21 protein-coding genes, 2 tRNA genes and 3 rRNA genes are annotated in these 21714 nt (G+C 59.3%); 15 read left to right on the plus strand and 11 right to left on the minus strand.

The annotated features are described in order from the left end of the window. The first annotated feature begins 3 nt into the window (after positions 1–3). From SynTAK9802_RS10680 to SynTAK9802_RS10690, 3 genes are read left to right on the plus strand one after another with little or no spacing between them, the layout of a single operon-like run. Positions 4–1419 carry a TrkH family potassium uptake protein gene (locus tag SynTAK9802_RS10680; protein WP_186496153.1) on the plus strand — a complete coding sequence of 472 codons (1416 nt, stop codon included), beginning with the start codon at positions 4–6 and terminating at the stop codon, positions 1417–1419. Positions 1420–1443: 24 nt separating this feature from the next. Next, a complete protein-coding gene (locus SynTAK9802_RS10685) occupies positions 1444–2148 on the plus strand; it encodes a TrkA family potassium uptake protein (RefSeq protein ID WP_115160742.1) in 705 nt (234 codons plus the stop codon). Positions 2149–2152: 4 nt separating this feature from the next. Continuing rightward, positions 2153–3292 carry an anhydro-N-acetylmuramic acid kinase gene (locus SynTAK9802_RS10690; protein ID WP_186496155.1) on the plus strand — a complete coding sequence of 380 codons (1140 nt, stop codon included), beginning with the start codon at positions 2153–2155 and terminating at the stop codon, positions 3290–3292. Here the strand turns inward: SynTAK9802_RS10690 and SynTAK9802_RS10695 are convergent. Next, positions 3289–3582, minus strand: coding sequence for a hypothetical protein (locus tag SynTAK9802_RS10695; protein WP_186496157.1), 294 nt, complete (start codon positions 3580–3582; stop codon positions 3289–3291). The genes SynTAK9802_RS10690 and SynTAK9802_RS10695 overlap by 4 nt on opposite strands. A 105-nt stretch (positions 3583–3687) precedes the next feature. Between SynTAK9802_RS10695 and SynTAK9802_RS10700 the strand changes: the two genes are divergently transcribed. Both SynTAK9802_RS10700 and SynTAK9802_RS10705 read left to right on the plus strand, forming a co-directional pair. Further along, complete coding sequence (locus SynTAK9802_RS10700; protein ID WP_114988706.1) at positions 3688–3987, plus strand: hypothetical protein; 300 nt, start codon at positions 3688–3690, stop codon at positions 3985–3987. A 47-nt stretch (positions 3988–4034) separates the two neighbouring features. Then, complete coding sequence (locus SynTAK9802_RS10705; RefSeq protein ID WP_186496159.1) at positions 4035–4265, plus strand: hypothetical protein; 231 nt, start codon at positions 4035–4037, stop codon at positions 4263–4265. On the opposite strand, the gene SynTAK9802_RS10710 is transcribed toward SynTAK9802_RS10705, so the two are convergent. After that, positions 4243–4419 (minus strand): hypothetical protein, encoded by a 177-nt coding sequence (locus tag SynTAK9802_RS10710; RefSeq protein ID WP_186496161.1) that lies wholly within the window; start codon positions 4417–4419, stop codon positions 4243–4245. The two genes, SynTAK9802_RS10705 and SynTAK9802_RS10710, sit on opposite strands and share 23 nt — an antisense overlap. Before the next feature lie 70 nt (positions 4420–4489). Here SynTAK9802_RS10710 and SynTAK9802_RS10715 point away from each other — a divergent pair, with 70 nt between their 5' ends. Both SynTAK9802_RS10715 and SynTAK9802_RS10720 read left to right on the plus strand, forming a co-directional pair. Continuing rightward, entirely contained in the window at positions 4490–6214 is a 1725-nt protein-coding gene (locus tag SynTAK9802_RS10715) for an ATP-binding cassette domain-containing protein (RefSeq protein WP_186496163.1), read from the plus strand. 114 nt (positions 6215–6328) lie between these two features. Next, positions 6329–6517 carry a hypothetical protein gene (locus tag SynTAK9802_RS10720; protein WP_186496165.1) on the plus strand — a complete coding sequence of 63 codons (189 nt, stop codon included), beginning with the start codon at positions 6329–6331 and terminating at the stop codon, positions 6515–6517. A 10-nt stretch (positions 6518–6527) separates the two neighbouring features. Here SynTAK9802_RS10720 and SynTAK9802_RS10725 read toward each other — a convergent pair whose 3' ends face one another. Next, positions 6528–7661: a trypsin-like peptidase domain-containing protein gene (locus SynTAK9802_RS10725; protein WP_186498204.1), complete on the minus strand. Its 1134-nt coding sequence runs from the start codon at positions 7659–7661 to the stop codon at positions 6528–6530. 141 nt (positions 7662–7802) lie between these two features. Here SynTAK9802_RS10725 and SynTAK9802_RS10730 point away from each other — a divergent pair, with 141 nt between their 5' ends. The 8 genes from SynTAK9802_RS10730 (at position 7803) to SynTAK9802_RS10765 (ending at position 13504) form a co-directional block, all read left to right on the plus strand. Then, positions 7803–8075 (plus strand): DUF2973 domain-containing protein, encoded by a 273-nt coding sequence (locus SynTAK9802_RS10730; protein ID WP_114988711.1) that lies wholly within the window; start codon positions 7803–7805, stop codon positions 8073–8075. Between the two features lie 33 nt (positions 8076–8108). Beyond that, positions 8109–8492 carry a hypothetical protein gene (locus SynTAK9802_RS10735; RefSeq protein WP_006851931.1) on the plus strand — a complete coding sequence of 128 codons (384 nt, stop codon included), beginning with the start codon at positions 8109–8111 and terminating at the stop codon, positions 8490–8492. A gap of 222 nt (positions 8493–8714) precedes the next feature. Further along, positions 8715–11219 (plus strand): ATP-dependent helicase HrpB, encoded by a 2505-nt coding sequence (gene hrpB, locus SynTAK9802_RS10740; RefSeq protein ID WP_186496167.1) that lies wholly within the window; start codon positions 8715–8717, stop codon positions 11217–11219. A gap of 87 nt (positions 11220–11306) precedes the next feature. Beyond that, positions 11307–11447, plus strand: a complete 141-nt coding sequence (locus tag SynTAK9802_RS10745; protein ID WP_011365253.1) for a chlorophyll a/b-binding protein — start codon at positions 11307–11309, stop codon at positions 11445–11447. 112 nt (positions 11448–11559) lie between these two features. Next, on the plus strand, positions 11560–11736 hold the full coding sequence (locus tag SynTAK9802_RS10750) for a hypothetical protein (protein ID WP_186496169.1): 177 nt from the start codon (positions 11560–11562) through the stop codon (positions 11734–11736). Further along, positions 11726–12889, plus strand: a complete 1164-nt coding sequence (gene xseA / locus SynTAK9802_RS10755; RefSeq protein ID WP_186496172.1) for an exodeoxyribonuclease VII large subunit — start codon at positions 11726–11728, stop codon at positions 12887–12889. The genes SynTAK9802_RS10750 and xseA overlap by 11 nt, the downstream gene beginning before the upstream one ends. Then, the gene (gene xseB / locus SynTAK9802_RS10760) at positions 12889–13158 is read left to right on the plus strand and encodes an exodeoxyribonuclease VII small subunit (RefSeq protein WP_186496174.1); all 270 of its coding nucleotides are present in this window, start codon (positions 12889–12891) and stop codon (positions 13156–13158) included. The genes xseA and xseB overlap by 1 nt, the downstream gene beginning before the upstream one ends. Then, entirely contained in the window at positions 13151–13504 is a 354-nt protein-coding gene (locus SynTAK9802_RS10765; protein ID WP_186496177.1) for a DUF2834 domain-containing protein, read from the plus strand. The genes xseB and SynTAK9802_RS10765 overlap by 8 nt, the downstream gene beginning before the upstream one ends. Here SynTAK9802_RS10765 and SynTAK9802_RS10770 read toward each other — a convergent pair. From SynTAK9802_RS10770 to SynTAK9802_RS10805, 8 genes are all read right to left on the minus strand, one after another. Beyond that, the gene (locus tag SynTAK9802_RS10770; protein WP_186496180.1) at positions 13480–13830 is read right to left on the minus strand and encodes a hypothetical protein; all 351 of its coding nucleotides are present in this window, start codon (positions 13828–13830) and stop codon (positions 13480–13482) included. The genes SynTAK9802_RS10765 and SynTAK9802_RS10770 overlap by 25 nt on opposite strands. A gap of 53 nt (positions 13831–13883) precedes the next feature. Beyond that, positions 13884–14789 (minus strand): YihY/virulence factor BrkB family protein, encoded by a 906-nt coding sequence (locus SynTAK9802_RS10775; RefSeq protein WP_255487756.1) that lies wholly within the window; start codon positions 14787–14789, stop codon positions 13884–13886. 157 nt (positions 14790–14946) lie between these two features. Beyond that, positions 14947–15063 (minus strand): 5S ribosomal RNA (rrf, locus tag SynTAK9802_RS10780). 110 nt (positions 15064–15173) lie between these two features. After that, positions 15174–18041, minus strand: a 23S ribosomal RNA gene (locus SynTAK9802_RS10785). Between the two features lie 435 nt (positions 18042–18476). Then, positions 18477–18549, minus strand: a tRNA-Ala gene (locus tag SynTAK9802_RS10790). A gap of 9 nt (positions 18550–18558) precedes the next feature. Next, positions 18559–18632, minus strand: a tRNA-Ile gene (locus tag SynTAK9802_RS10795). Positions 18633–18816: 184 nt separating this feature from the next. Continuing rightward, positions 18817–20302 (minus strand): 16S ribosomal RNA (locus tag SynTAK9802_RS10800). Together the 16S, 23S and 5S rRNA genes with 2 tRNA genes alongside form the textbook arrangement of a ribosomal RNA operon. Positions 20303–20909: 607 nt before the next feature. Next, positions 20910–21713, minus strand: a complete 804-nt coding sequence (locus tag SynTAK9802_RS10805) for an inositol monophosphatase family protein (protein ID WP_186496185.1) — start codon at positions 21711–21713, stop codon at positions 20910–20912. Position 21714 lies beyond the last annotated feature (1 nt).

The raw sequence follows: 21714 nt of genomic DNA on the forward strand, positions 1-21714 counted from the left end.
CCTGTGCCGATCGGAAGGGCCATCGAACGCAGCCAGGGCTGGCATCGTCGGCTCACGGTTCCCCAGTTCACCGTGGTGACTGGACTGCTGGTGGTGCTGAGCGGCACGTTGCTGTTGGCCACTCCGCTGTGCTCCTCTAGCCATGTGGGGCTTTGGGAAGCTCTGTTCACGGCCACATCAGCCATCACCGTGACGGGCCTGTCGATCATCGACATCGGCACCGATCTCACGACCTTCGGTCAGGTGGTGCTGGCCCTGATGATCCTGGCGGGGGGCCTTGGCTTGATGGCCATCACGACGTTTCTCCAGGGCTTTGTGGTGCAGGGAACAGCCCTACGTCGCAGGCTGGATCGGGGGCAGGCCCTGGATGAATTCGGCGTCGGGGGCGTTGGGCGCACGTTTCGTGGCATTGCCCTGACGGCGACGCTGGTGATCCTTGTGGGGGCTGTGATCCTGTATCACTTCGGCTTCGATGACATCCCCAACAAGGGCGAACGCCTCTGGGCTGCGGTGTTCCACAGCATCTCGGCCTACAACAACGCGGGATTCGGACTCTGGAGCGACAGCCTCGAGCGCTACCGCAGCAACGGGGTTGTGAATGCCGTGGTGATGCTGTTGATCGTGGCCGGCGGCCTGGGGTGGCGGGTCACCAGCGATCTGACCACACAGCTGCTGCGCAGACGGCGAAGCCGGCGGAGGCTGAGCCTGCACTCCCGCCTGGTGCTGCGCACCACCCTGCTGTTGATCGTCTTCGGGGCAGGGGGGCTGGCCCTGACGGAATGGTTGAACCAGGGGGAGATCTTCGCGGGCATGCCCTGGTCTGAGCGGTGGCTCACAGCCCTGTTCAAATCCATCACGGCACGCACAGCCGGCTTCAGCACCCTTCCGCTCTCGCTCGACACCGTCACCGAATCAAGCCTGCTGTTGCTGATGGTGCTGATGTTCATCGGGGCCAGCCCGGGCGGCACCGGTGGCGGGATCAAAACCACCACCGTGGCCGCCTTAATGGCGGCCACCCGCTCCACCCTGCGGGGCCGGGAGGTGGTGGTGATCCGCAACAGAAGCATCAGCGACAAGGTGGTGCTGAGGGCCGTCGGCATCACAGTGGGCTCACTGCTGTTCGTGATGGCCATGGCGATGCTGATCAGCATCGCCAGCAATTTGAACGGGAAGGATTCATTCACCTTTATGGAGATGCTGTTCACTTGCATCTCCGCTTTTGCCACGGTGGGGCTTGATCTGGGAGTCACCGTCGAACTCCCCCGTTTCGGCCAGGCGGTGCTGATGGTGGGAATGTTTGTGGGACGGCTGGGGATCCTGTTGCTGCTGAGTGCGATCTGGGAAGCGATGACGCAGGAACAAATTCAGATGAATCGCCAGAATCGAGTCGGTTACCCCAGCGAGGATCTGTATGTCTGAGCGTGATCAGCGGGGGAGGCAACAATGAAGGAGTGGTGGCAGTGGAGCCCGGCCCAGGGCAGCGAAAGACTCGGCTTCGCGATCATTGGCGTGGGACGTTTCGGCATCGCCGTTTGCCGGGAACTGCTTCAAAACGGAGCTGATGTGCTGGCCGTGGACCGATCAGAGCGTGCGGTGGATGAACTGCGTCAGGTGGAGCCCAGCGTGGAGGCCCGCGTCGTGGACTGCACCGACGAAGAGGCCCTGCGGGAAGCCGGCGTGCTCGACATGGGCACCGTGGTGGTGGCGATCAGTGAACCGATCGAGGCCAGCATCACTGCAACCTTGATCGCCAAAGACAGCGAAGGCAGCCGCGTGCGACAGGTGATCGCAAGGGCAACGAGCGATCTCCACGAAAAAATGCTGAAGCGGGTTGGGGCCGACCGGGTGATCTTTCCCTCGCGCATGCAGGGGGAGCGCCTGGGGCTTGAGCTGGTGCGCCCCAACCTGATGGAACGGCTGGCCCTGGATGAACAGCACTGCATCGAGGAAATCAAGGTTCCGGAACCGTTTGTGGGGCGCTCGCTGCGGGATCTGAATCTGCGCAAGAACTTCAGGGTGAACGTGCTGGCGGCAGGACCGCAAAGCAGCCTGATGGTGAATCCACCGGCATCCCACGTGCTGGAGGAGGGGCACCTGCTGGTGGTGATGGGACTGGTGGACGACCTGCAACGGCTCCCCAAAAACTGAGCCGATGCACTGCCTTGGGCTGATGAGCGGAACCAGCGCTGACGGTGTGGATGCCGTGCTGGTGCACTTCGACGGCCCACCTCAACATCCGAAGTGGTCCCTGCTTAGCCACCACCATCAGCCCTACCCGCTCGAACTGCAGCAGCAGGTGGTGGCAGCCGGCCAGGGTGCAGCGATGCCGGCATCCAGCTGGCTGGAGCTGGCGGAAGCCATCACAGAGGTTCAAGCCCAAGCAGTGCAGGCCTGCGACCCCACTGCAACAGCTGAGCTGATCGGTTGTCATGGCCAGACCGTCTGGCACCGCCCGCCGGCCCAAGGGGCACGGGGGGCCAGTTGGCAGATTCTTCAGGCCCCGCTGCTGGCCCATCTGCTGCAAAGACCGGTGGTGCATGACTTCCGCGCCGCTGATCTGGCGTTAGGAGGACAGGGAGCACCGGTCGTGCCTCGGGCCGATGCGGCACTGCTGGGGCACACGCAGGGCTGGCGTGCACTGCTGAACCTGGGCGGCATTGCCAACCTCACCCTCATCCCCCCATGCGGTGGAGTGGATCGGCATGCCGCGCTTTTGGGATGGGACTGCGGCCCCGCCAACAGCCTGATCGACCTGGGCATGCACCACTTCACCGACGGCACCCAACGCTTCGACAAGGATGGAGCAATGGCAGCACAGGGCTGCGCCGATGAGGGCTGGATCCAGCGGTGGCTCCAGGAGGAGTATTTCCAGTTGGCACCGCCGAAATCCACCGGACGGGAGTGCTTTGGGCAGGACGATCTGAATCGACGGCTGGAACAGCTCGATGGAGCCTCACCGGCGGATGCCATCGCAACCCTGACGGCCTTTTCCGCCGCTGTGGTTGCCCAGGATCTGGCACGTCTTCGCCAGAGCGTTGGGATCGCACCGATCGAACTGATCACAGCCGGAGGTGGCAGCCAAAACCCTGTGTTGATCGATGAGCTGCGGCGGCGCTGCAGAGGCGCACAAATCGATGCGAGCAGCAGTCTTGGGGTGCCGACGGAAGCCCGAGAAGCGCTGGTCTTCGCGTTGCTGGCCTGGTGGCACCACAGGGGGCATCCCGGCAATGTGCCAGCTGTCACCGGAGCCTGTCGGGAGACCGTGCTCGGCACGCGGGTGGAGCCGGCCTAACCGGGCCGGTGCAGGCGGAGGCGCCGGGGGGCGCCCCTCAGACGGCGGGGCGGCTGTGATTCCAGTGCGGACCTCAGGCGCTCCTCGCGGGACGGCGCCGGTATGGATGCCTCCAACTCCTGCTCATGGCGTTGCACACCTTGCTGGATCAGCACCCGCGCCATGTTGCTCACCGTGCGGGATTCCAGCTCCGCCATCGCCGTGAGACGCGCACAGAGATCCTCAGGCAGAACCACCTGAATTCTCGGGGACTTGGGCTTCCCACTGGATGAGGTCTGACGGGTGGGCACGACCGGGTCCCCTGGAAGAGGCTCTGCTACTAAAAAGTGTACAGAGATGGTCAAGGGTAGTATCCATGACTATGGTGGGGGCACTGGTCCTCCTCGGAGAACCCCATGACCCAAGCCACACCTCGCTCCCGTCGAAGCCCAGCCGGCACCCGCGCTAGGTCCCGACGCCCCCGTCGCAGCGCTGAAAATAGTGACGTGCTGGTGTCAGCCGTCATCAGCACCTACCTGCTGACCCACCTGCACCACGTGTTGCAACGGGCCGAATACGGCGCTTCCCAGGAAGGGCGAAGCACCCAGGCCGCCAACTACGCCCAACTGCGCAAGGTGCTCTGCATGGACGCTCGCAGCATGAAGGACGCCTCGGCCCTAGGGCAGCACGATGACGGCATCGAACAAGCCGCCTGACAAGACTCTCCGTGCTGAATAGCGTTTGAGCAGTTGCTCAGATCGCGATGGCTTCCAACGCCGCATCGCTGTACGCCCGAATCAGCGGCAATCCGGAACAGACCCAGGCCCTGTTCCGTCAGGCGCTCCAGGATCCCAACGGCGCCATGGCCAGCATCTGCAGCCTGGGCGACCAGCTGGGGCTTCCCGTCACGACCCAGGAGGTGCGCGACCATCTGGCCAGCCTTGACGACGACGACAGCAAGCGCTGGCTGATCAAAGCGAGAGGCGGTCTTTGAGCGCGGGGGAATCGGGCGTCAGAAACGCCTTGGGCGCAGCGCGCTCACGGCGTTCGTAGCCGCCACCTCCGGCCCAACTGAAGAAGAGCAAATAACTCACAATCGCCAATCCTGCGGCCACCACGAGAGCGGCCAGCTGTTCCAGTTTCAGCATGGCGACCAGCCTCCAGGAACCTTCACCAGTTTGCCGACAGGGATGATGGGGGGCATCACGCCTTCCGCCGGTGCTGCGACTCGAAAACGTCAGCAAGATCTACCCCACCGGGGAAGTGCTCCGGGCCGTGACCTGGGAGGTGAAACCCGGAGACAGGATCGGTCTGGTGGGGGTGAACGGCGCCGGCAAGTCCACCCAGATGCGTCTGATCGCCGGACACGAAGAGCCCACCAGCGGCCAGGTGGTTCGGCAGGGGGAGCCCCGCATCGCCTATCTCCAGCAGGAATTCGACGTGGACCTGGAGCGCACCGTACGCCAGGAACTGTTTCAAGCCTTCGGCGAAGCGGCCGAGGTCATGAACCAGCAGCAGCAGGTGGAAGAGGCGATGGGCTCCGAACGGGCTGCGGAGGATCCCGACCATCTGGACCAGCTGATCCAAGAACTGGGAAAGCTGCAAAGCCGTTTCGAAGCACTGCATGGCTACGAACTCGATGCCCGCATCGACAAGCTCTTGCCCACGATCGGCTTCACCCCGGAGGGCGCTGAACTGCAGGTGAAGGACTATTCCGGGGGCTGGCAGATGCGGATCGCCCTCGGAAAAATCCTGCTGCAGGAACCGGATCTTCTGCTGCTCGACGAACCCACCAACCACCTGGATGTCGAAACCATCCAGTGGCTGGAGAACTACCTGCTGGAGCAGAGCGCAGCCCTGGTGGTGATCAGCCACGACCGCACCTTCCTCGACCGGGTCTGCAATCAGATCGTTTCAACCGAACGGGGGGTGTCCCGCAGCTACCTCGGCAACTACACCGCTCACCTGGAGCAGAAACAACTGGAGCGGGAGGCCACACAGGCGGCCTTCGAACGGCAGCAGAAGGAGATCGCCACGCAACAGGCCTACATCGATCGCTTCCGCGCCAGTGCCACCCGCAGCACCCAGGCCAAAAGTCGTGAGAAGCAGCTGGACAAAGTGGAACGGGTGGAAGCACCGATCGAATCCGTAGCCGGGCCGAGTTTTCAGTTCCCGCCTGCCCCGCGCTCAGGAGCCCAGGTTGCCCTGATCGACAACGTCACCCACAGCTATGGAGACAAAATCCTGTTCCTGGGGGCTGAACTGGAGGTGGAGCGGGGTGACCGCATTGCCTTCGTCGGCCCCAATGGTGCGGGCAAGTCCACCCTGCTGCGTCTGGTGATGGGGGTTGAAACCCCCGATGAAGGCAGTGCCCGGCTTGGGGAGCACAACGTGATTGCGGGGTACTTCGAACAGAACCAGGCGGAAGCCCTGGATCTGTCCAAGACCGTGATCGACACGATGTACGAAGCGGTTCCCGACTGGACCCAGACCCAGGTTCGTTCGCTGCTGGGCAGTTTCTGCTTCAGCAACGACACGGTGTTCAAGGAAGTCGGGAAGCTCAGCGGCGGGGAGAAAGCCCGACTGGCTCTGGCCCTGATGCTGCTCACCCCCTGCAATCTGCTGGTTCTGGATGAGCCCACCAATCACCTCGACATCCCCGCCAAGCAGATGCTCGAGGACGCCTTGATGGCCTACGAGGGAGCCGCGCTGCTGGTCTCCCACGACCGCTATTTCATCTCCCGCGTTGCCAACCGCATCGTGGAACTGCGGGACGGCGAGCTGTTGATGTATCGCGGAGATTACAACTACTACCTCGAGAAGAAAGAGGAGGAAAGGGCAGCCGCCAAGGAGAAAGAACTGGCTGCAGAACGGGAAGCCAAGCGGAAGGCCAACAAGGAGAAGCAGAAGGCGCGCGACGCCCGCCGTAATAAGGCGGTCTGACTGGCATCAGGCGACGGCAACGAAAACTTCACACAGGTTTAGGCAGGAAGACTTATTTCTCTTTACCTGCTGTTTTCATCTGCATAGGCTGACAAAACTGACCTTCCAGCCCCGATGAGCATGGTTCCCGGCACCGGCAACAGCGAACCCGTTGGCGGTTCAACAGCCTCCGGTCCGGCCCCCCATGAGCAGACCTGGGACGCCGTGGAAACCTATTTCCAGTGCATCACCACCTGTTCGCTCGACGATGGCGAGTGCATCACTCAATGCGTCGAACAATTGAGGGACGCCGACGACGCCTGAGCCAAAAGCTTCAGACAGGGGCCAAGGCCGATAAATCGACGGGCTTGACGTTGATCAAGACCCGCTCCTGAGCTCGCTGCACCTCGAGCACAACCATGGCACCGACACCGCGGCGTTCAATGGCACTGACCACCGCAGCTGGGCCATCAACCACCTGGCCATCGAAGCGAAGGATCACATCATCCACCTTGAGCCCGGCGCGGTCCGCCGGCCCCCCAGGTTGAACAGCGCGAATCACCGCACCTGGCGGCACCGGGGAGGTGGGGGTGGGCCGGGGCACCGGCGACAGACGGATGCCGATGACCGGATGACGGGCCTTGCCGCTGGCCACCAGCTGCTGGGCAATGGTTCGAGCCCGATTGATCGGAATGGCAAAACCCAGACCCGCCCCAGGCCCTGATCGCACCAAAGTGTTGATGCCGATCACCTCACCGTCGGCATTGAGCAGTGGCCCACCCGAATTACCAGGATTGATCGCCGCGTCGGTCTGAATCAGGTCAAGACGTTTGCCGGAAATTCCCAACTGGGCAACGTTGCGGTTGAGGTTGCTGATGATTCCCAGAGTCACCGTGCTCTCCAGGCCAAAGGGATTGCCCACGGCAATCGCCCAGTCGCCCACGCTGAGCCGGTCGGAATCCCCCAGATCCGCTACCGGCCAGGGCCCGGAGCCCTCCAGGCGCACCACCGCGAGATCGGTGAGGCTGTCTTTGCCCACCACTCGGGCAGGCACCCTCCTGCCATCGGAGAGGTCCACGGTGAGTTGATCCGCCCCCTCCACCACATGGGCATTGGTGAGCAGAAGACCCTTGGCATCGAAGATCACTCCACTGCCTTGGCCGCGCTGCACCCTGGAACGCGGAGCTGTGGCGCGTGGGATGCCGAAGAAGTGGCGAAACAAAGGGTCCTGCATCAGGGCCGGCGGCACACCCGCAACACTGGACTGATTGACGGTCCGCGCCGTCTCCAAGCTGACCACTGCCGGACCACTGCGCTTCACAGCGGCAGCCACAAACGAGCCGCGACGCATCTCCGGGCGCGCCTCGGCTTGCTGAGAGCCAACGATCAAGGGAAGCGACGACACGCCGGCCACCAGCAATCCCCCCACCAGAGCAGAGGCGACCAGCGAGCGGGACGGGGAGTTCACCACAGCTTCAGGGCGATCGGCTGCCTCGACGCTACGCAGAGTAGATCCGAAAACAGCCACGTTCCGTGTCAAAGCTGTGACCACATGCGACCGGGGTCCCGATAGCGTGAGAATGCAAATATTCAGCTGGGTCGGAGGGTCATGCTCGGTTCGCTGTTCCCCCTCATCTACGGAGCACTGTTCGTGGCCCTGTTGTGGCAGGCCTTCCGCGTGATGAGCAAGGGTTTCCGCGCTGCCAGCGGTCCGATAAACAGCGCTCCCAGCAACGCTCCGAACGACCGCACAGGCCAGGTCACCGTCCACCCAGAACTTCTGGACAGCGAGGGACGGATCACGGAAGAGGCCCTGCTGACGGTGCGCTTCGGCGGTGACGATGACGAAGCCTCGACGGCCGCGGGACCCGGCACTGAATAAATTAGGCGCTTGAAGTCGACAGGGGTCGCCTGAGTGGATCAAAGAACACGCATCGTTGCCGCGGTCATCAAAGGCCTCAAGCTGCCCCCACGGTTTCGGCTTCGGCTGATGAAGGAAGACCCCGTCCGCCTGGAATTGAGCCTAACCCCGGCCTATGGCAAGGACCCCATCACCGTGGGACTTGTGGAATCTCTTGATCTGGTGGCCCGTCGTGACCGGGAAGGCCGGATCCCCCGCGACCTTCAGGGCACCTGGGACTGGACTGTCCGCCACGGCCAGGTGAGCACCGGAGGCTGGAATCCTTATCTCAAGGAAGCCCTGCAGACCATGTTCGAAACCGGTCTCCCGGCCATCGTGTTTGAAGAACTCACCGGCGAGGAGTACCACCCCGTGGATGGGACCCGCCACGTGCGCTGATCCGGCACGGGTTTTCTGTAAAGGCGTGCGAATGAATGCAGCAATGCCACTGACAAGGGGGCTAGACCGGAATTAATCCGGCCTTTAAGAAAGTCTTCATGGCCTCCCTTGTCGTTTCCATCGGCCCGCTGGTGCGGCTGTTGGCGGCCGTCGGCGCCATCAGCAGCCTGGTGCTGTTCGGCCTGATGAATCTCATCCCGTAATTCGAGCGGCAACACCGCGTTGAGCCAATTTCCGATTGACGCCCTGTTGGAGCAGATCTGTTCTGCGGTCCGCCCAGGGGAAACGGTTCTGCTCCAGGCACCGCCCGGGGCGGGCAAGACCACACGGGTCCCCCTGGCGCTGATCGGAGCCCTGACGGAAGGCCAGGGCGTTCTTGAAGATCCTCAGAAAATCTGGATGATCGAGCCGCGGCGGCTGGCCACCAAAGCTGCCGCCGCTCGCCTTGCTGCAAGCCTTGGCGAAGACATCGGTGCACGCATCGGTTATGCCGTGCGCGGGGAACAGAAGCGATCGGGCCGCACCCAAGTTGAGGTGATCACCGATGGCCTCTTCCTGCGGCGCTTGCAGAGCGACCCCTCGCTGGCTGGGGTGGGGTGCGTGATCTTCGATGAATTTCATGAGCGAGGGCGTGATGCGGACCTGTCCCTCGCCTTGCTGCGCGAGGCGAGGCCTCTGCTGAATCCAGATCTCGCCGTGATCTTGATGTCGGCCACGCTGGATCTATCCGATCTGAGGGAACGGCTGCCCGAAGCGACGGTGCTGGAAAGCCCGGGCCGCTGTTACCCGGTGGAGACCCACCACCAACCACCACGGCCGGACGAACCCCTGCCAAAACAGGTGCTGCGCGCCATCGAACAACACGCCCTCGACCAACCGCAGGGCAGCGGTGTGCTGGTCTTCCTGCCGGGGCTGGCGGAGATTAAACGCTGCAGACAGATCCTGACGGCCGCCCCTTCCCTGCAGAACTGGAAGATTCAGGCGCTGCACGGTCAACTGCTCTTGCAGCAGCAGAGTTCAGCCCTGCAGCGCTGCGAGCCCAACCAAGACGGCAGCATCATCCTGGCCAGCGCCATTGCCGAGAGCTCCCTCACGATTGATGGGGTGCGCCTGGTGATTGACAGCGGCCTCAGCCGTCAACTGCGCTACGACCCCAACACCCGCATGGAGGGCCTGGAGACGGTCGTCTCCAGCCTGGCCAGTGCGGAACAGCGCCGGGGCCGGGCAGGCCGGCAATGCCCGGGCCGCTGCATCCGCCTCTGGTCACCGGCAGAGCAACAGCGGCGCCCCTCCTTTCACCCCCCTGAACTGCTGCTGGCCGATCCCCAGCCCGTGCTGATGGAACTGGCCCAATGGGGGGCTGGACTGGGGGAAGAGCTGCCGTGGCTGGACCCTCCCCCCGCAGCAGCCATGCAAGAGGGACAGCACAGCCTGCAACAGCTCGGCCTGCTGGAGCACGACGGCCGGATCAGCGAGCGGGGGCGACTGATCGGCGGCCTCGGCGTTCACCCTCGTCTCGGCATGCTGCTATTGGAGGCCCATGAACAGGGGGCCCCCCAGCTGGGCTGTGACCTGGCGGCCATTCTCAGCGAACGGGATCCCTTCGATCGCCGCCAGATCGGCAGCGATCTCGAGGCCCGGCTCAACAGCATCCAGCGCCATCCATCCCTACGAACGCTCAGCCAGCAGCTTCGCCGCCAACTGAAACGACTGGGGGCCTCACCCCAGAAACGCGACGCCTCCGTCAATGCTGGCGATCTGATCCTGGCGGCCTTTCCGGAATGGCTGGCGCAACAGCGTCCAGGCCAGGTCGGTCGCTATCAGCTGCGTCAGGGCCGCGGAGCCACGCTGCTGCCCTTGGATCCGCTCCAGGGCAGTCCAGCCCTGGCCGTCGCCAGGGTCGACATGGGCGGCCGGGACACTCAGATTCAGATGGCCGTGGCCCTGAGCCAGAGCACCCTGGAGAGCATCGCTGAGCGGGACGGCCACTGGCAGGACGAGGCCAGCTGGGATCACGAACGCCAGCGAGTCCGTGCCGAACGCCAGCTCAAACTGGGGGCATTGGTGGTGCGCCGAACGCCACAACCTTCGCCAGCTTCAGCGCTGTGCCGCACCCTGCTGATCGAGCAGCTGAAGAAGAATGCCAGCCTTGATGCCCTGCCCTGGACGGACAACAGCGATCAGCTGCGCCAACGGCTGGCATGGATGCACCAACAAGTGGGCGTCCCCTGGCCTGATCGCGATCTAACAACCCTGCTGGAGCAAGCCGACACCTGGCTTGGTCCAAGCCTGGAGGGCTGCCTGGGCTGGAGCGACATCAGCGCGACAGCCTTGGAAGAAGCACTCTGGGGCGATCTGGATTGGAGCTTCAGGCAACAGCTGGATGACCTGCTACCGCGCCGCATCCCGATTCCCTCCGGCCGGCAAGCCACGCTGCTTTACAGCGCCGACGAGGTGATCCTCGCAGTGAAATTGCAGGAGATGTTCGGATCTGACGACGGCCCCCACGTGCTCAATGGGCGTATCCCCGTCACGCTGGAGCTGCTCTCACCAGCCGGACGACCCCTGCAACGCACCCGCGCCCTCAAAGGCTTCTGGGAAGGCAGCTACCAGGAGGTGCGCCGGGAAATGCGAGGCCGCTACCCCAAGCACCCCTGGCCCGAAGACCCCCGCCAGGCGCTGCCGACGGCCCGGACCAAGCGCAAATCAAATGGTCAGCAATCCTGACCAGAAAAAGCCCGGCGGGTAGCCGTTAACACACTCAACAAAACTCCAACCTTTGTTACATTGGCTTACAACCAACCGGTTCAACCCATGTCTGACAACGCACGCTTCGGTTTCGTCAACTTCGCTGAGACCTGGAACGGTCGTCTGGCCATGCTGGGCATCGTGATCGGCCTCGGCACCGAGCTCCTGACCGGCCAAGGCATCCTGTCCCAGATCGGCCTCGGCTGATTTCCGCTCCGCGGATTCACAAAACCCCTCGGTTCGCCGGGGGGTTTTTTGCTGCCTCTCCACCAGCCACCGCTGATGCAGCACAGTGGGGAGGATTCCACTGAGGCAGTCGTTGGCACCGCTTTACGTTCAGAACAGACGTGATGGATCAAGGCTGCTCAGCAGCGCCTTGGTGATCTGCACGATTGGTGCCACCCAGATCCACCAGGACTGGGGCGTTCTGCTGACCAGCATCTCCGCCGTTGTCTGCATCTACTGGGGTTACGCCTACAGCCGCCTTGAGCGTTGATCGTCTTCCGACCTATTCCGTTGCTGAGCTGAACACAGCCATCGGAAGCCTGCTGGAACGCGGCTTTGCGCCGCGTTTTTTACTGGAAGCCACGGTCTCCAGACCACAACTCAAAAAGGGCCACCTCTGGCTCACCCTCACCGACGGCTCCGCCAGCATTTCCGGTGTGGTGTGGGCTTCGAAGCTGGCCCAATTGAGCTATCAACCCAAAGATGGTGACGGCGTCACCGTGGTGGGCAAGCTCAATTTCTGGGCAGCACGAGCCAGCCTCACCGTTCAGGCACTGGACATCCGGCCCAGCCTCAGCACGGTGCTGCGCGACTTTGAACGGGTGCGGCAACTGCTGGAACAGGAGGGGGTGATCGACCCAAGCCATCAGAAGCCGCTTCCGAGACAACCCGCCTCGATCGCGGTGCTCACCAGCGTGCCCAGTTCCGCCCTGGCCGACATGCTCCGCACCGCGGCGGAACGCTGGCCCATGACGCAGCTGATCGTGGTGCCAATTCCAGTACAGGGTTCCGTGGCACCGACGATCATCAGCACCCTGGAAGCCTTGGCCGAGCGCACAGACGAGTTGGGACTGGACGCTTTGGTGCTCGCCCGCGGCGGTGGCAGCCGGGAAGACCTGGCGGTGTTCGACGACGAGGCGCTTTGCCGCCTGCTGGCGAACTACCCCATTCCGGTGGTGACAGGCCTGGGACATGAAGATGATCTCACCGTCGCCGATCTGGTGGCAGACCATCGTGCAGCCACGCCCACGGCAGCGATCGTGGCCTTGCTGCCCGACCGCGAGGCGGAACGCCAGGGACTGGCGCAACGGCAAAGCCGATTGAAAGACGCGCTGCTGGGGAGAATCCTGCGCGAACGTCAGCGCCTTCAGGATCGAGACGCAGCCCTTCAGCAACAGTCTCCACTGGAAAAGATCAAACGCCAACGCCAGGCACTGGCTCAAAGGCACCAATTGCTCAAGGCACTATCACCGGAACGCTGGCTGCAACGCGGCTTGGCTCTGATCAGCAACACCGCCGGCGACCCCATTTCAGACCTTGAATCCGTCAAAATCGGTGATCAGCTCAACATTCGAATGAGCAACGGAAGCCTTGAAGCGCGGGTCGATCAGATCCAGCCCAGTGCACCCACCACCTCCTCCTGATGAGCAAGCGCCAAGCCAAGAAAGAGCAACGCGATCGCATCGAAACGTGGCGAAAGGATGCCGAGACGCTGAGCTACGAGGAAGCCATGCAGGCTTTGGATCTGCTGCTTGCTGAACTACAGAACGACAGTGTTCCGTTGGCGGACCTGCAGCAAAAAGTGCTCCATGGCGAGGTGTATCTGAACCGGTGTCAGAGCCTGCTCGACAGCGTGGAGCAGTCGATTGTCGAGTTTGATCCCATAACTCTCAAAGCCACAACCGATGCGTAAAGCCCTGCCTTGGATCTATCTGCTTCTTGCTGTGTTGGGAGCGATCCTCCCGTGGAAGGCCAACCTGGAATTCATCGCCGAAAGCGGTGGGCAGGCCTTTGATCTGGCGCGGTTCATCGCTGATGCCAGCAGCACTGCCGCGTCACGCTCCTTAAGCGCTGATCTGCTGGTGGGGGCCAGTGCCGTCACGCTATGGATCTGTGTGGAAGGACCACGTCAGCAGATCAAAGGTTGGTGGCTGGCCATCCCCCTGAGCTTTGGCGTGGCCTTTGCCTGCGCTGCTCCGTTTTTCTTGTTCCTGCGGGAACGACAGCTTCAGGCTCAGGAATCGGAATCCACATCCTGAGCCACCACGTCAATGGTGAGATCACTGGCAGGCGCTGACGGGGCTGCCGCACTGGCCGGACTGCCTCCCCCAGTGGCGTAGGGAGTGCCGCAAACGGCACAAACTGCAGCCCCCTTCAGACCCGTGGCACCGCAGGCAGTACAGCTGATCATGCGGGACTGCAAAAGCTTCCAACCAAACCAACCAAGACCGGAAAGGATCAAAGGAAGCGCCAAAAGAGCCAGCAACACGCCACCGGCGAGATCAAGCAAGAGACGACCGGCAGCGGTTGGCAGCAGCAGGAGCAACACAACTCCAATCCACAACACTGCTGGTGGTCGATTCATGGGATTCAACGGAAGAGGTCCGTTGAATCAGCTTCGCAAAGTTGAATCAAAGTTCAAGGCGCCGCGCTGTTCGGTTCCCCGAGCCGAGGTTTCGCAAAACGAACTGCAGCCAATTCCACACTCAAACACTGGCCAAAATAAAGAATCACACCCACCAACCAAACCCAAAGCGTCAACACCAAAACACCACCAATCACGCCATAGGCCTGATAGCGATTACCCAGAGAAACAATACTCAAACTCAGAATTTTATTGAGAAAGGCGAGACCAAATCCAATCAACAACGCGCCAGGAATGAGAGGAACTGAAGGAACACGACGGCTGGGCAACACCACCTGAAGCAACCAAGCCATCAAAGACAAGATCAACGCGGAAACAAGGATCCGCCCTAGAGGAAGAATGGGGCTGGAGCGCACAATTCCCATCAAACCAGGAACAAAGCCATCCAATAAGCCAAGAATGTCCTCAGGGAGCTGCCCAATGCTGAGCACCAACTGTTGAAAAACAATCAAAACAGATATGGCAAAAACCGTCAGGAACGCTTCAACCCGCGTTCTACAAAACTGTCCAACCTGTTGCCACCAAGACAAACCGATTGATGGCTCGGGCAAAATCTCAGACCACAAGCGATCAGCTCCACGCTGGAGCGTCAAATAAGCATTACTCGCCGTAAGAAGCAAAACAACAACACCGAGGATTCCAGCGCCAAAACCTTGATCCACCAACCCACGCAAGGTGGAATCAACAAGGCTGGTTGCTGACGGCGGCAAGACCTGCGTCACCGAGGCCAACACATTATCCACACTGTCCGTTTTGCCAAACACCCTTGCGGCAACAGACAACGCAATAAGAAGCAGCGGAAAGAACGACTGAAGAACGAAATACGCAAAAGCAGCACTTAAATCAACACACTCAGCATTATTCCACCGCTGACAAGCCTGCCAAATTTGCCCACTCAAGCGTCGAACAATTGAACGTCTCGGCACAGATGAGCGCAAAAGACTACTAAAACCTTACAACAAAAAAGCCACCTCATGATGAGGTGGCTTCTTCGCGGGTGGTGATGGTGATCGCTTCAGCAATCAGCACATCATCAACCTATTTGGAGAATGTTTTACCTGGCATCGAGCTATTTTCTCAGGGGGCTACCCCCCAAATATCGTCGCCGCTGATGCGTTTCACAACCGAGTTCGGGATGGATCGGAGTGGGACCACACCGCCATGGACACCAGGATAGATCAACATTCTCAAGGGATGAACCCTGAGAACTGCATAGGATCTGCAACTAACGCTGCACGTCTGAATCAAACAATGAAATGAGTCTTCAGGCAAGAACCAAAATGTTGGTCAAGCCCTCGGTCTATTAGTACTCCTCCGCTGCATCCATTACTGGACTTCCACGTAGAGCCTATCAACGGGTGTTCTTCCCGTGACCTTACTGGGTTACCCCATGGGAACACTCATCTTGAGGTGGGCTTCCCACTTAGATGCTTTCAGCGGTTATCCACTCCGCACATGGCTACCCAGCGTTTACCGTTGGCACGATAACTGGTACACCAGAGGTGCGTTCCTCCCGGTCCTCTCGTACTAGGGAGAAATCCTCTCAATGTTCCTGCGCGTACACCGGATATGGACCGAACTGTCTCACGACGTTCTGAACCCAGCTCGCGTACCGCTTTAATGGGCGAACAGCCCAACCCTTGGGACCGACTTCAGCCCCAGGTTGCGATGAGCCGACATCGAGGTGCCAAACCTCCCCGTCGATGTGAACTCTTGGGGGAGATCAGCCTGTTATCCCTAGAGTAACTTTTATCCGTTGAGCGACGGCCCTTCCACTCAGAACCGTCGGATCACTAAAACCGACTTTCGTCCCTGTTCGACTTGTAGGTCTCACAGTCAAGCTTCCTTCTGCTTTTGCACTCGTCAGCTGATTTCCAACCAGCCTGAGGAAACCTTTGTGCGCCTCCGTTACCTTTTAGGAGGCGACCGCCCCAGTCAAACTGCCCACCTGATACTGTCCGCTCCCCGGATAACGGGTGAACGTTAGAACCCTAGCTCTGAAAGAGTGGTATCTCACCAGTGACTAACTCATAGCCGCAACCATGAGATCAACGTCTCCCACCTATCCTGCGCATTCAGAGCCCGGGCACAATACCAAGCTACAGTAAAGCTTCATAGGGTCTTTCTGTCCAGGTGTACGTAGTCCGCATCTTCACAGACAATTCTATTTCGCCGAGCCTCTCTCCGAGACAGCGCCCTGATCGTTACGCCTTTCGTGCGGGTCGGAACTTACCCGACAAGGAATTTCGCTACCTTAGGACCGTTATAGTTACGGCCGCCGTTCACCGGGGCTTCAGTCGCCAGCTTCGCTTACGCTGACCGGCTTCCTTAACCTTCCGGCACTGGGCAGGCGTCAGCCCCCATACATCGTCTTGCGACTTAGCGGAGACCTGTGTTTTTGGTAAACAGTCGCCAGGGCCTCTTCACTGCGACCACCTTGCGGTGGCACCCCTTCTCCCGAAGTTACGGGGCCATTTTGCCGAGTTCCTTAGAGAGAGTTACCTCGCGCACCTCGGTATTCTCTACCACCCCACCTGTGTCGGTTTCGGGTACTGGCAGTCATGCCTTAACGGGTATAGAGCTTTTCTTGGAAGCTTGACGTCACCAACTTCGCTGCCGTAGCAGCTCGTACTCACGCCTCAGCTCGGAACGTTTTCACCGCTCCTCAACGCCTCGAACGCTTGAACCAGTAACCAACATCTGGCTTGGCTAGCCTTCTCCGTCCCTCTTCCCAAAACATGACCGGTACAGGAATGTTGACCTGTTATCCATCGACTACGCCTTTCGGCCTCGCCTTAGGTCCAGACTAACCCTCCGCGGACGAGCCTGCCGGAGGAACCCTTAGGGTTTCGGTGCATGGGATTCTCACCCATGTTTTCGCTACTCAAGCCGACATTCTCACTTCTATGCAGTCCACGCCCGCTCACGCTAACGCTTCGCCCCACATAGAACGCTCCCCTACCATAAAAATCCGCAGCTTCGGTACAACACTTAGCCCCGTTCATTTTCGGCGCAGGATCGCTCGACCAGTGAGCTATTACGCACTCCTTTGAGGATGGCTGCTTCTAGGCAAACCTCCTGGTTGTCTATGCAATCCCACCTCCTTTATCACTTAGTGTTGATTTGGGGACCTTAGCTGGCGGTCTGGGCTGTTTCCCTCTCGACCATGGAGCTTATCCCCCACAGTCTGACTGCCTCGCTACACACAGGGTATTCAGAGTTCATCTCGATTTGGTACCGCTCTCGCAGCCCGCACCGAAATGGTGGCTTTACCCCCCTGCTGGAGCACGAGACGCTACGCCTCAACGTATTTCGGGGAGAACCAGCTAGCTCCGGGTTCGATTGGCATTTCACCCCTAACCACAGCTCATCCGCTGACTTTTCAACGTCAGTCGGTTCGGACCTCCACTTGGTATCACCCAAGCTTCATCCTGGCCATGGTTAGATCACCCGGGTTCGGGTCTATAAACACTGACAAACGCCCTATTCAGACTCGCTTTCGCTATGGCTCCACCATTTCCGGTTTAACCCGCCAGTGCCTATAAGTCGCCGGCTCATTCTTCAACAGGCACACGGTCACCCTATAAGTAGGGCTCCCATTGCTTGTAGGCTCACGGTTTCATGTTCTATTTCACTCCCCTCCCGGGGTTCTTTTCACCTTTCCCTCGCGGTACTGTTTCGCTATCGGTCACACAGTAGTACTTAGCCTTACGAGGTGGTCCTCGCGGATTCACACGGAATTTCACGTGCTCCGTGCTACTCGGGATACAGCTAGCTCAGTTCAGTTTTCGGTTACGGGGCTTTCACCCTCTGTGGCGTGCCATTCAAGCACTTCTCCTAACTTCCCTGATACACGTTGCTGTCCCACAACCCCGATACTCGAAAGTATCGGTTTAGGCTCTTCCCCGTTCGCTCGCCGCTACTTAGGGAGTCGTTTTTACTTTCCTTTCCTCCAGCTACTAAGATGTTTCAGTTCGCTGGGTTGGCTCGTGCCAGCCTATGGATTCAGCTGGCCGTATTAAGGGTTGCCCCATTCGGAAATTCCCGGATCAAAGCGTGCTTCCAGCTCCCCGAGACTTATCGCAGGTAACCACGTCCTTCATCGCCTCTGTGTGCCAAGGTATCCGCCGTGAGCCCTTTGTAGCTTGACCAATTAACCTCCTGAACGCTTACCGCCGTTGAAAGCAGATTCTCAAGTTTTTATTGCTAAAAACAAAATCAAACTCTGATTGGCTCGACACCAATCAAAGAACGCTCAAGAGTCTCGGCTCTTGCTCAAAAGAATTTTCATTGTTCTAGATCCAATCTCCCTCTCAGAAGATCAGATTCAAAACAATGCATCTGTAAGATGCTTTGTTTTTTCCAGACTCACCTATGCAGTTGTCAAGGTTCTGCTAGAACTTCAAATCAAATCATCAATTGCTTGATCATTTGATCCGAGCCCAGCATCTTATCAACCAAATTCAAGGCATCAACCTAAAACTTGGAATGACAGGAAGCTGGGGTCATCCAGCGGACACATCTAAATCACACTCCAATCGAGCTCAACTCCAAAAGAATTGGAGATGGGAATCAAGTTCGGTCAGTGGAGGTTAGGAGACTCGAACTCCTGACATCCTGCTTGCAAAGCAGGCGCTCTACCAACTGAGCTAAACCCCCAACACCGAATGGGCCATCCTGGACTTGAACCAGGGACCTCACCCTTATCAGGGGTGCGCTCTAACCACCTGAGCTAATGGCCCAGGAGTCTCATCCCTTTTGGGGTGTGACCTAGACAAAGTTTAGGAACTGAAAATCTCCATCAAGCAATCAACATTGCTGCTGATCCTTGACTTCAAAGCTGAGGTACCGATCGACCTAAGGTGACAGGATTTCGGCCTAAGAATAAAAGCACTCAGGCATCAAAATCATTGTGTTGTCTCCCTGTTAGGAGGTGATCCATCCGCACCTTCCGGTACGGATACCTTGTTACGACTTCACCCCAGTCATCAGCCCCACCTTCGACGTCCTCCTCCACAAGGGTTGGAGTAACGGCTTCGGGCGTGGCCAACTTCCATGGTGTGACGGGCGGTGTGTACAAGGCCCGGGAACGTATTCACCGCAGTATGCTGACCTGCGATTACTAGCGATTCCGCCTTCACGTAGGCGAGTTGCAGCCTACGATCTGAACTGAGCCACGGTTTATGGGATTTGCTTGTCCTCGCGAACTTGCTGCCCTTTGTCCGTAGCATTGTAGTACGTGTGTAGCCCAGGATGTAAGGGGCATGATGACTTGACGTCATCCACACCTTCCTCCGGTTTATCACCGGCAGTCTCTCTAGAGTGCCCAACTAAATGCTGGCAACTAAAGACGTGGGTTGCGCTCGTTGCGGGACTTAACCCAACATCTCACGACACGAGCTGACGACAGCCATGCACCACCTGTCACTGCGTTCCCGAAGGCACTCTCCTGTTTCCAAGAGATTCGCAGGATGTCAAACCCTGGTAAGGTTCTTCGCGTTGCATCGAATTAAACCACATACTCCACCGCTTGTGCGGGCCCCCGTCAATTCCTTTGAGTTTCACACTTGCGTGCGTACTCCCCAGGCGGAACACTTAACGCGTTGGCTACGACACCGAGGGGGTCGATTCCCCCGACACCTAGTGTTCATCGTTTACGGCCAGGACTACAGGGGTATCTAATCCCTTTCGCTCCCCTGGCTTTCGTCCATGAGCGTCAGTGATGGCCCAGCAGAGCGCCTTCGCCACTGGTGTTCTTCCCGATATCTACGCATTTCACCGCTACACCGGGAATTCCCTCTGCCCCTACCACACTCAAGCCCAACAGTTTCCACTGCCATGATGGAGTTAAGCTCCACTTTTTAACAGCAGACTTGAAGGGCCGCCTGCGGACGCTTTACGCCCAATAATTCCGGATAACGCTTGCCACTCCCGTATTACCGCGGCTGCTGGCACGGAATTAGCCGTGGCTTATTCATCAAGTACCGTCAGATCTTCTTCCTTGATAAAAGAGGTTTACAGCCCAGAGGCCTTCATCCCTCACGCGGCGTTGCTCCGTCAGGCTTTCGCCCATTGCGGAAAATTCCCCACTGCTGCCTCCCGTAGGAGTCTGGGCCGTGTCTCAGTCCCAGTGTGGCTGATCATCCTCTCAGACCAGCTACTGATCGATGCCTTGGTGAGCCATTACCTACACCAACTAGCTAATCAGACGCGAGCTCATCCTCAGGCGAAATTCATTTCACCTCGCGGCATATGGGGTATTAGCAGCCGTTTCCAGCTGTTGTCCCCCTCCTGAGGGCAGATTCTCACGCGTTACTCACCCGTCCGCCACTAACCCGAAGGTTCGTTCGACTTGCATGTGTTAAGCACGCCGCCAGCGTTCATCCTGAGCCAGGATCAAACTCTCCGTTGTAGATCATTTCCTCTTAGACGTTTTCACGCCCTCAAAATGATTTGCGTCACCCATTACTCAGTTAAAACTAGCAACAGTTGATGCCTCCTTTCGCTGACACAAAAGGGTTCTTAAGAGTGCATCTCTAGATTTCTCTGTCAATGACTTTCCGGGATCTCAGATCCGGTTGTTGCTCCACAATTCGCACACCGGCAACAAGAGAGCTCGTGAAAACCCTCTCGTTGCAGCGAATTGCTTCAGCGCAACGAAATTTTTTGACGGGACCTCACACCTTCATCGCTCTTTCATTCGGCTCCTCACCTCACCTCTCGGTTCGGCTCAGAACCAAACGCGATGAAAGCGTCAGTTCCTAAACTTTTCAATTGTCCAGGTGCGACCGGACTGTTCCTCACTCCCTCTCAGGAGATCGGTTGGTTGGTCATCGCGGCCTCTCGCGACCGCTTGAAGAACTTACAACACCGTGGGATCGCTCCCTCTTGGTCCCGTAAGCCGCCTCAGACACATCAAGACTTTCGCCTCAAGCGCTTCGGCTTGCGCGCTCGCCTCTCGGCTCCCGCGCAAGACAAAAACATAACACCACATCCCCCGAGGTCGCAATGGCGACCCTTCATGGCTGCACTAGGGCCTCTCCCCAGGGGAGAAAACGCGCCAGATGAGCCCATGAACCGGCCGCCAACACAGGGAAGCCAAGGTCGGCAACGTCCTCTCCTGGAGAGAGCTGCGCTGGATCAGCATCCAACCAACGAATCGGACAACCCAACTCATCGAGCACCAACCAAGCCGCCGCCAGATCCCAGATCTTGGGCGTGGCCTCCAAAGAAGCGATGGTCTGCCCCATAGCAACACTCACCAAATTGAGGCTGGCGACACCAAGCAGACGAATCTTTCCGGGGAAGCGCTGATCAGGTTGGCGCTGTAACACCCGAATCGAGCGGCTGCACAAGGAGACGCAGGCACTGGTGGCCAGAGATCGGGTCTCCGAAGTAAGCGGCTGATTGTTTCGAGTGGCACCCCGACCACGCAAAGCGACAAAGCGTTGATTCAGTGCTGGCACATCCAGAAAAACCTCACTGGGACGGCCATCGACAAAGCGAGCCACGGAAATCGCCCAATAAGGAATACCCGCCGCGAAGTTGGTGGTCCCATCCAGGGGATCAACCACCCAATAGGCCCGCGTGTTCGGGACTGTTTTCGATCCTTCCTCACTGAGGACACCTTCACCGGGGGCGATGCTGACCAGCCCCTCCACCAGAGCGGCATCGCTCCATCGATCGCAATCGGTGATTAAGGAACCATCGGGCTTCACATCGGAGCCGATCTGACCAAAGTCTTTGAGCTGACGAGCACGGATACGATCCAGCAACTGATGAACAGCGCCCAGTTGATCTTCACTGAGCACAGATGTCACCACA

Source organism: Synechococcus sp. TAK9802 (genome assembly GCF_014279535.1).
Classification (GTDB): domain Bacteria; phylum Cyanobacteriota; class Cyanobacteriia; order PCC-6307; family Cyanobiaceae; genus Parasynechococcus.

Excerpts from the sequence above, each read along its gene's own strand:
- SynTAK9802_RS10685 (WP_115160742.1), top strand. The coding sequence starts at position 1,444 with ATGAAGGAGTGGTGGCAGTGGAGCCCGGCCCAGGGCAGCGAAAGACTC.
- SynTAK9802_RS10690 (WP_186496155.1), top strand. The coding sequence starts at position 2,153 with ATGCACTGCCTTGGGCTGATGAGCGGAACCAGCGCTGACGGTGTGGAT.
- SynTAK9802_RS10700 (WP_114988706.1), top strand. The coding sequence starts at position 3,688 with ATGACCCAAGCCACACCTCGCTCCCGTCGAAGCCCAGCCGGCACCCGC.
- SynTAK9802_RS10705 (WP_186496159.1), top strand. The coding sequence starts at position 4,035 with ATGGCTTCCAACGCCGCATCGCTGTACGCCCGAATCAGCGGCAATCCG.
- SynTAK9802_RS10710 (WP_186496161.1), bottom strand. The coding sequence starts at position 4,419 with ATGCTGAAACTGGAACAGCTGGCCGCTCTCGTGGTGGCCGCAGGATTG.
- SynTAK9802_RS10720 (WP_186496165.1), top strand. The coding sequence starts at position 6,329 with ATGAGCATGGTTCCCGGCACCGGCAACAGCGAACCCGTTGGCGGTTCA.
- SynTAK9802_RS10730 (WP_114988711.1), top strand. The coding sequence starts at position 7,803 with ATGCTCGGTTCGCTGTTCCCCCTCATCTACGGAGCACTGTTCGTGGCC.
- SynTAK9802_RS10745 (WP_011365253.1), top strand. The coding sequence starts at position 11,307 with ATGTCTGACAACGCACGCTTCGGTTTCGTCAACTTCGCTGAGACCTGG.
- xseB (WP_186496174.1), top strand. The coding sequence starts at position 12,889 with ATGAGCAAGCGCCAAGCCAAGAAAGAGCAACGCGATCGCATCGAAACG.
- SynTAK9802_RS10765 (WP_186496177.1), top strand. The coding sequence starts at position 13,151 with ATGCGTAAAGCCCTGCCTTGGATCTATCTGCTTCTTGCTGTGTTGGGA.
- SynTAK9802_RS10770 (WP_186496180.1), bottom strand. The coding sequence starts at position 13,830 with ATGAATCGACCACCAGCAGTGTTGTGGATTGGAGTTGTGTTGCTCCTG.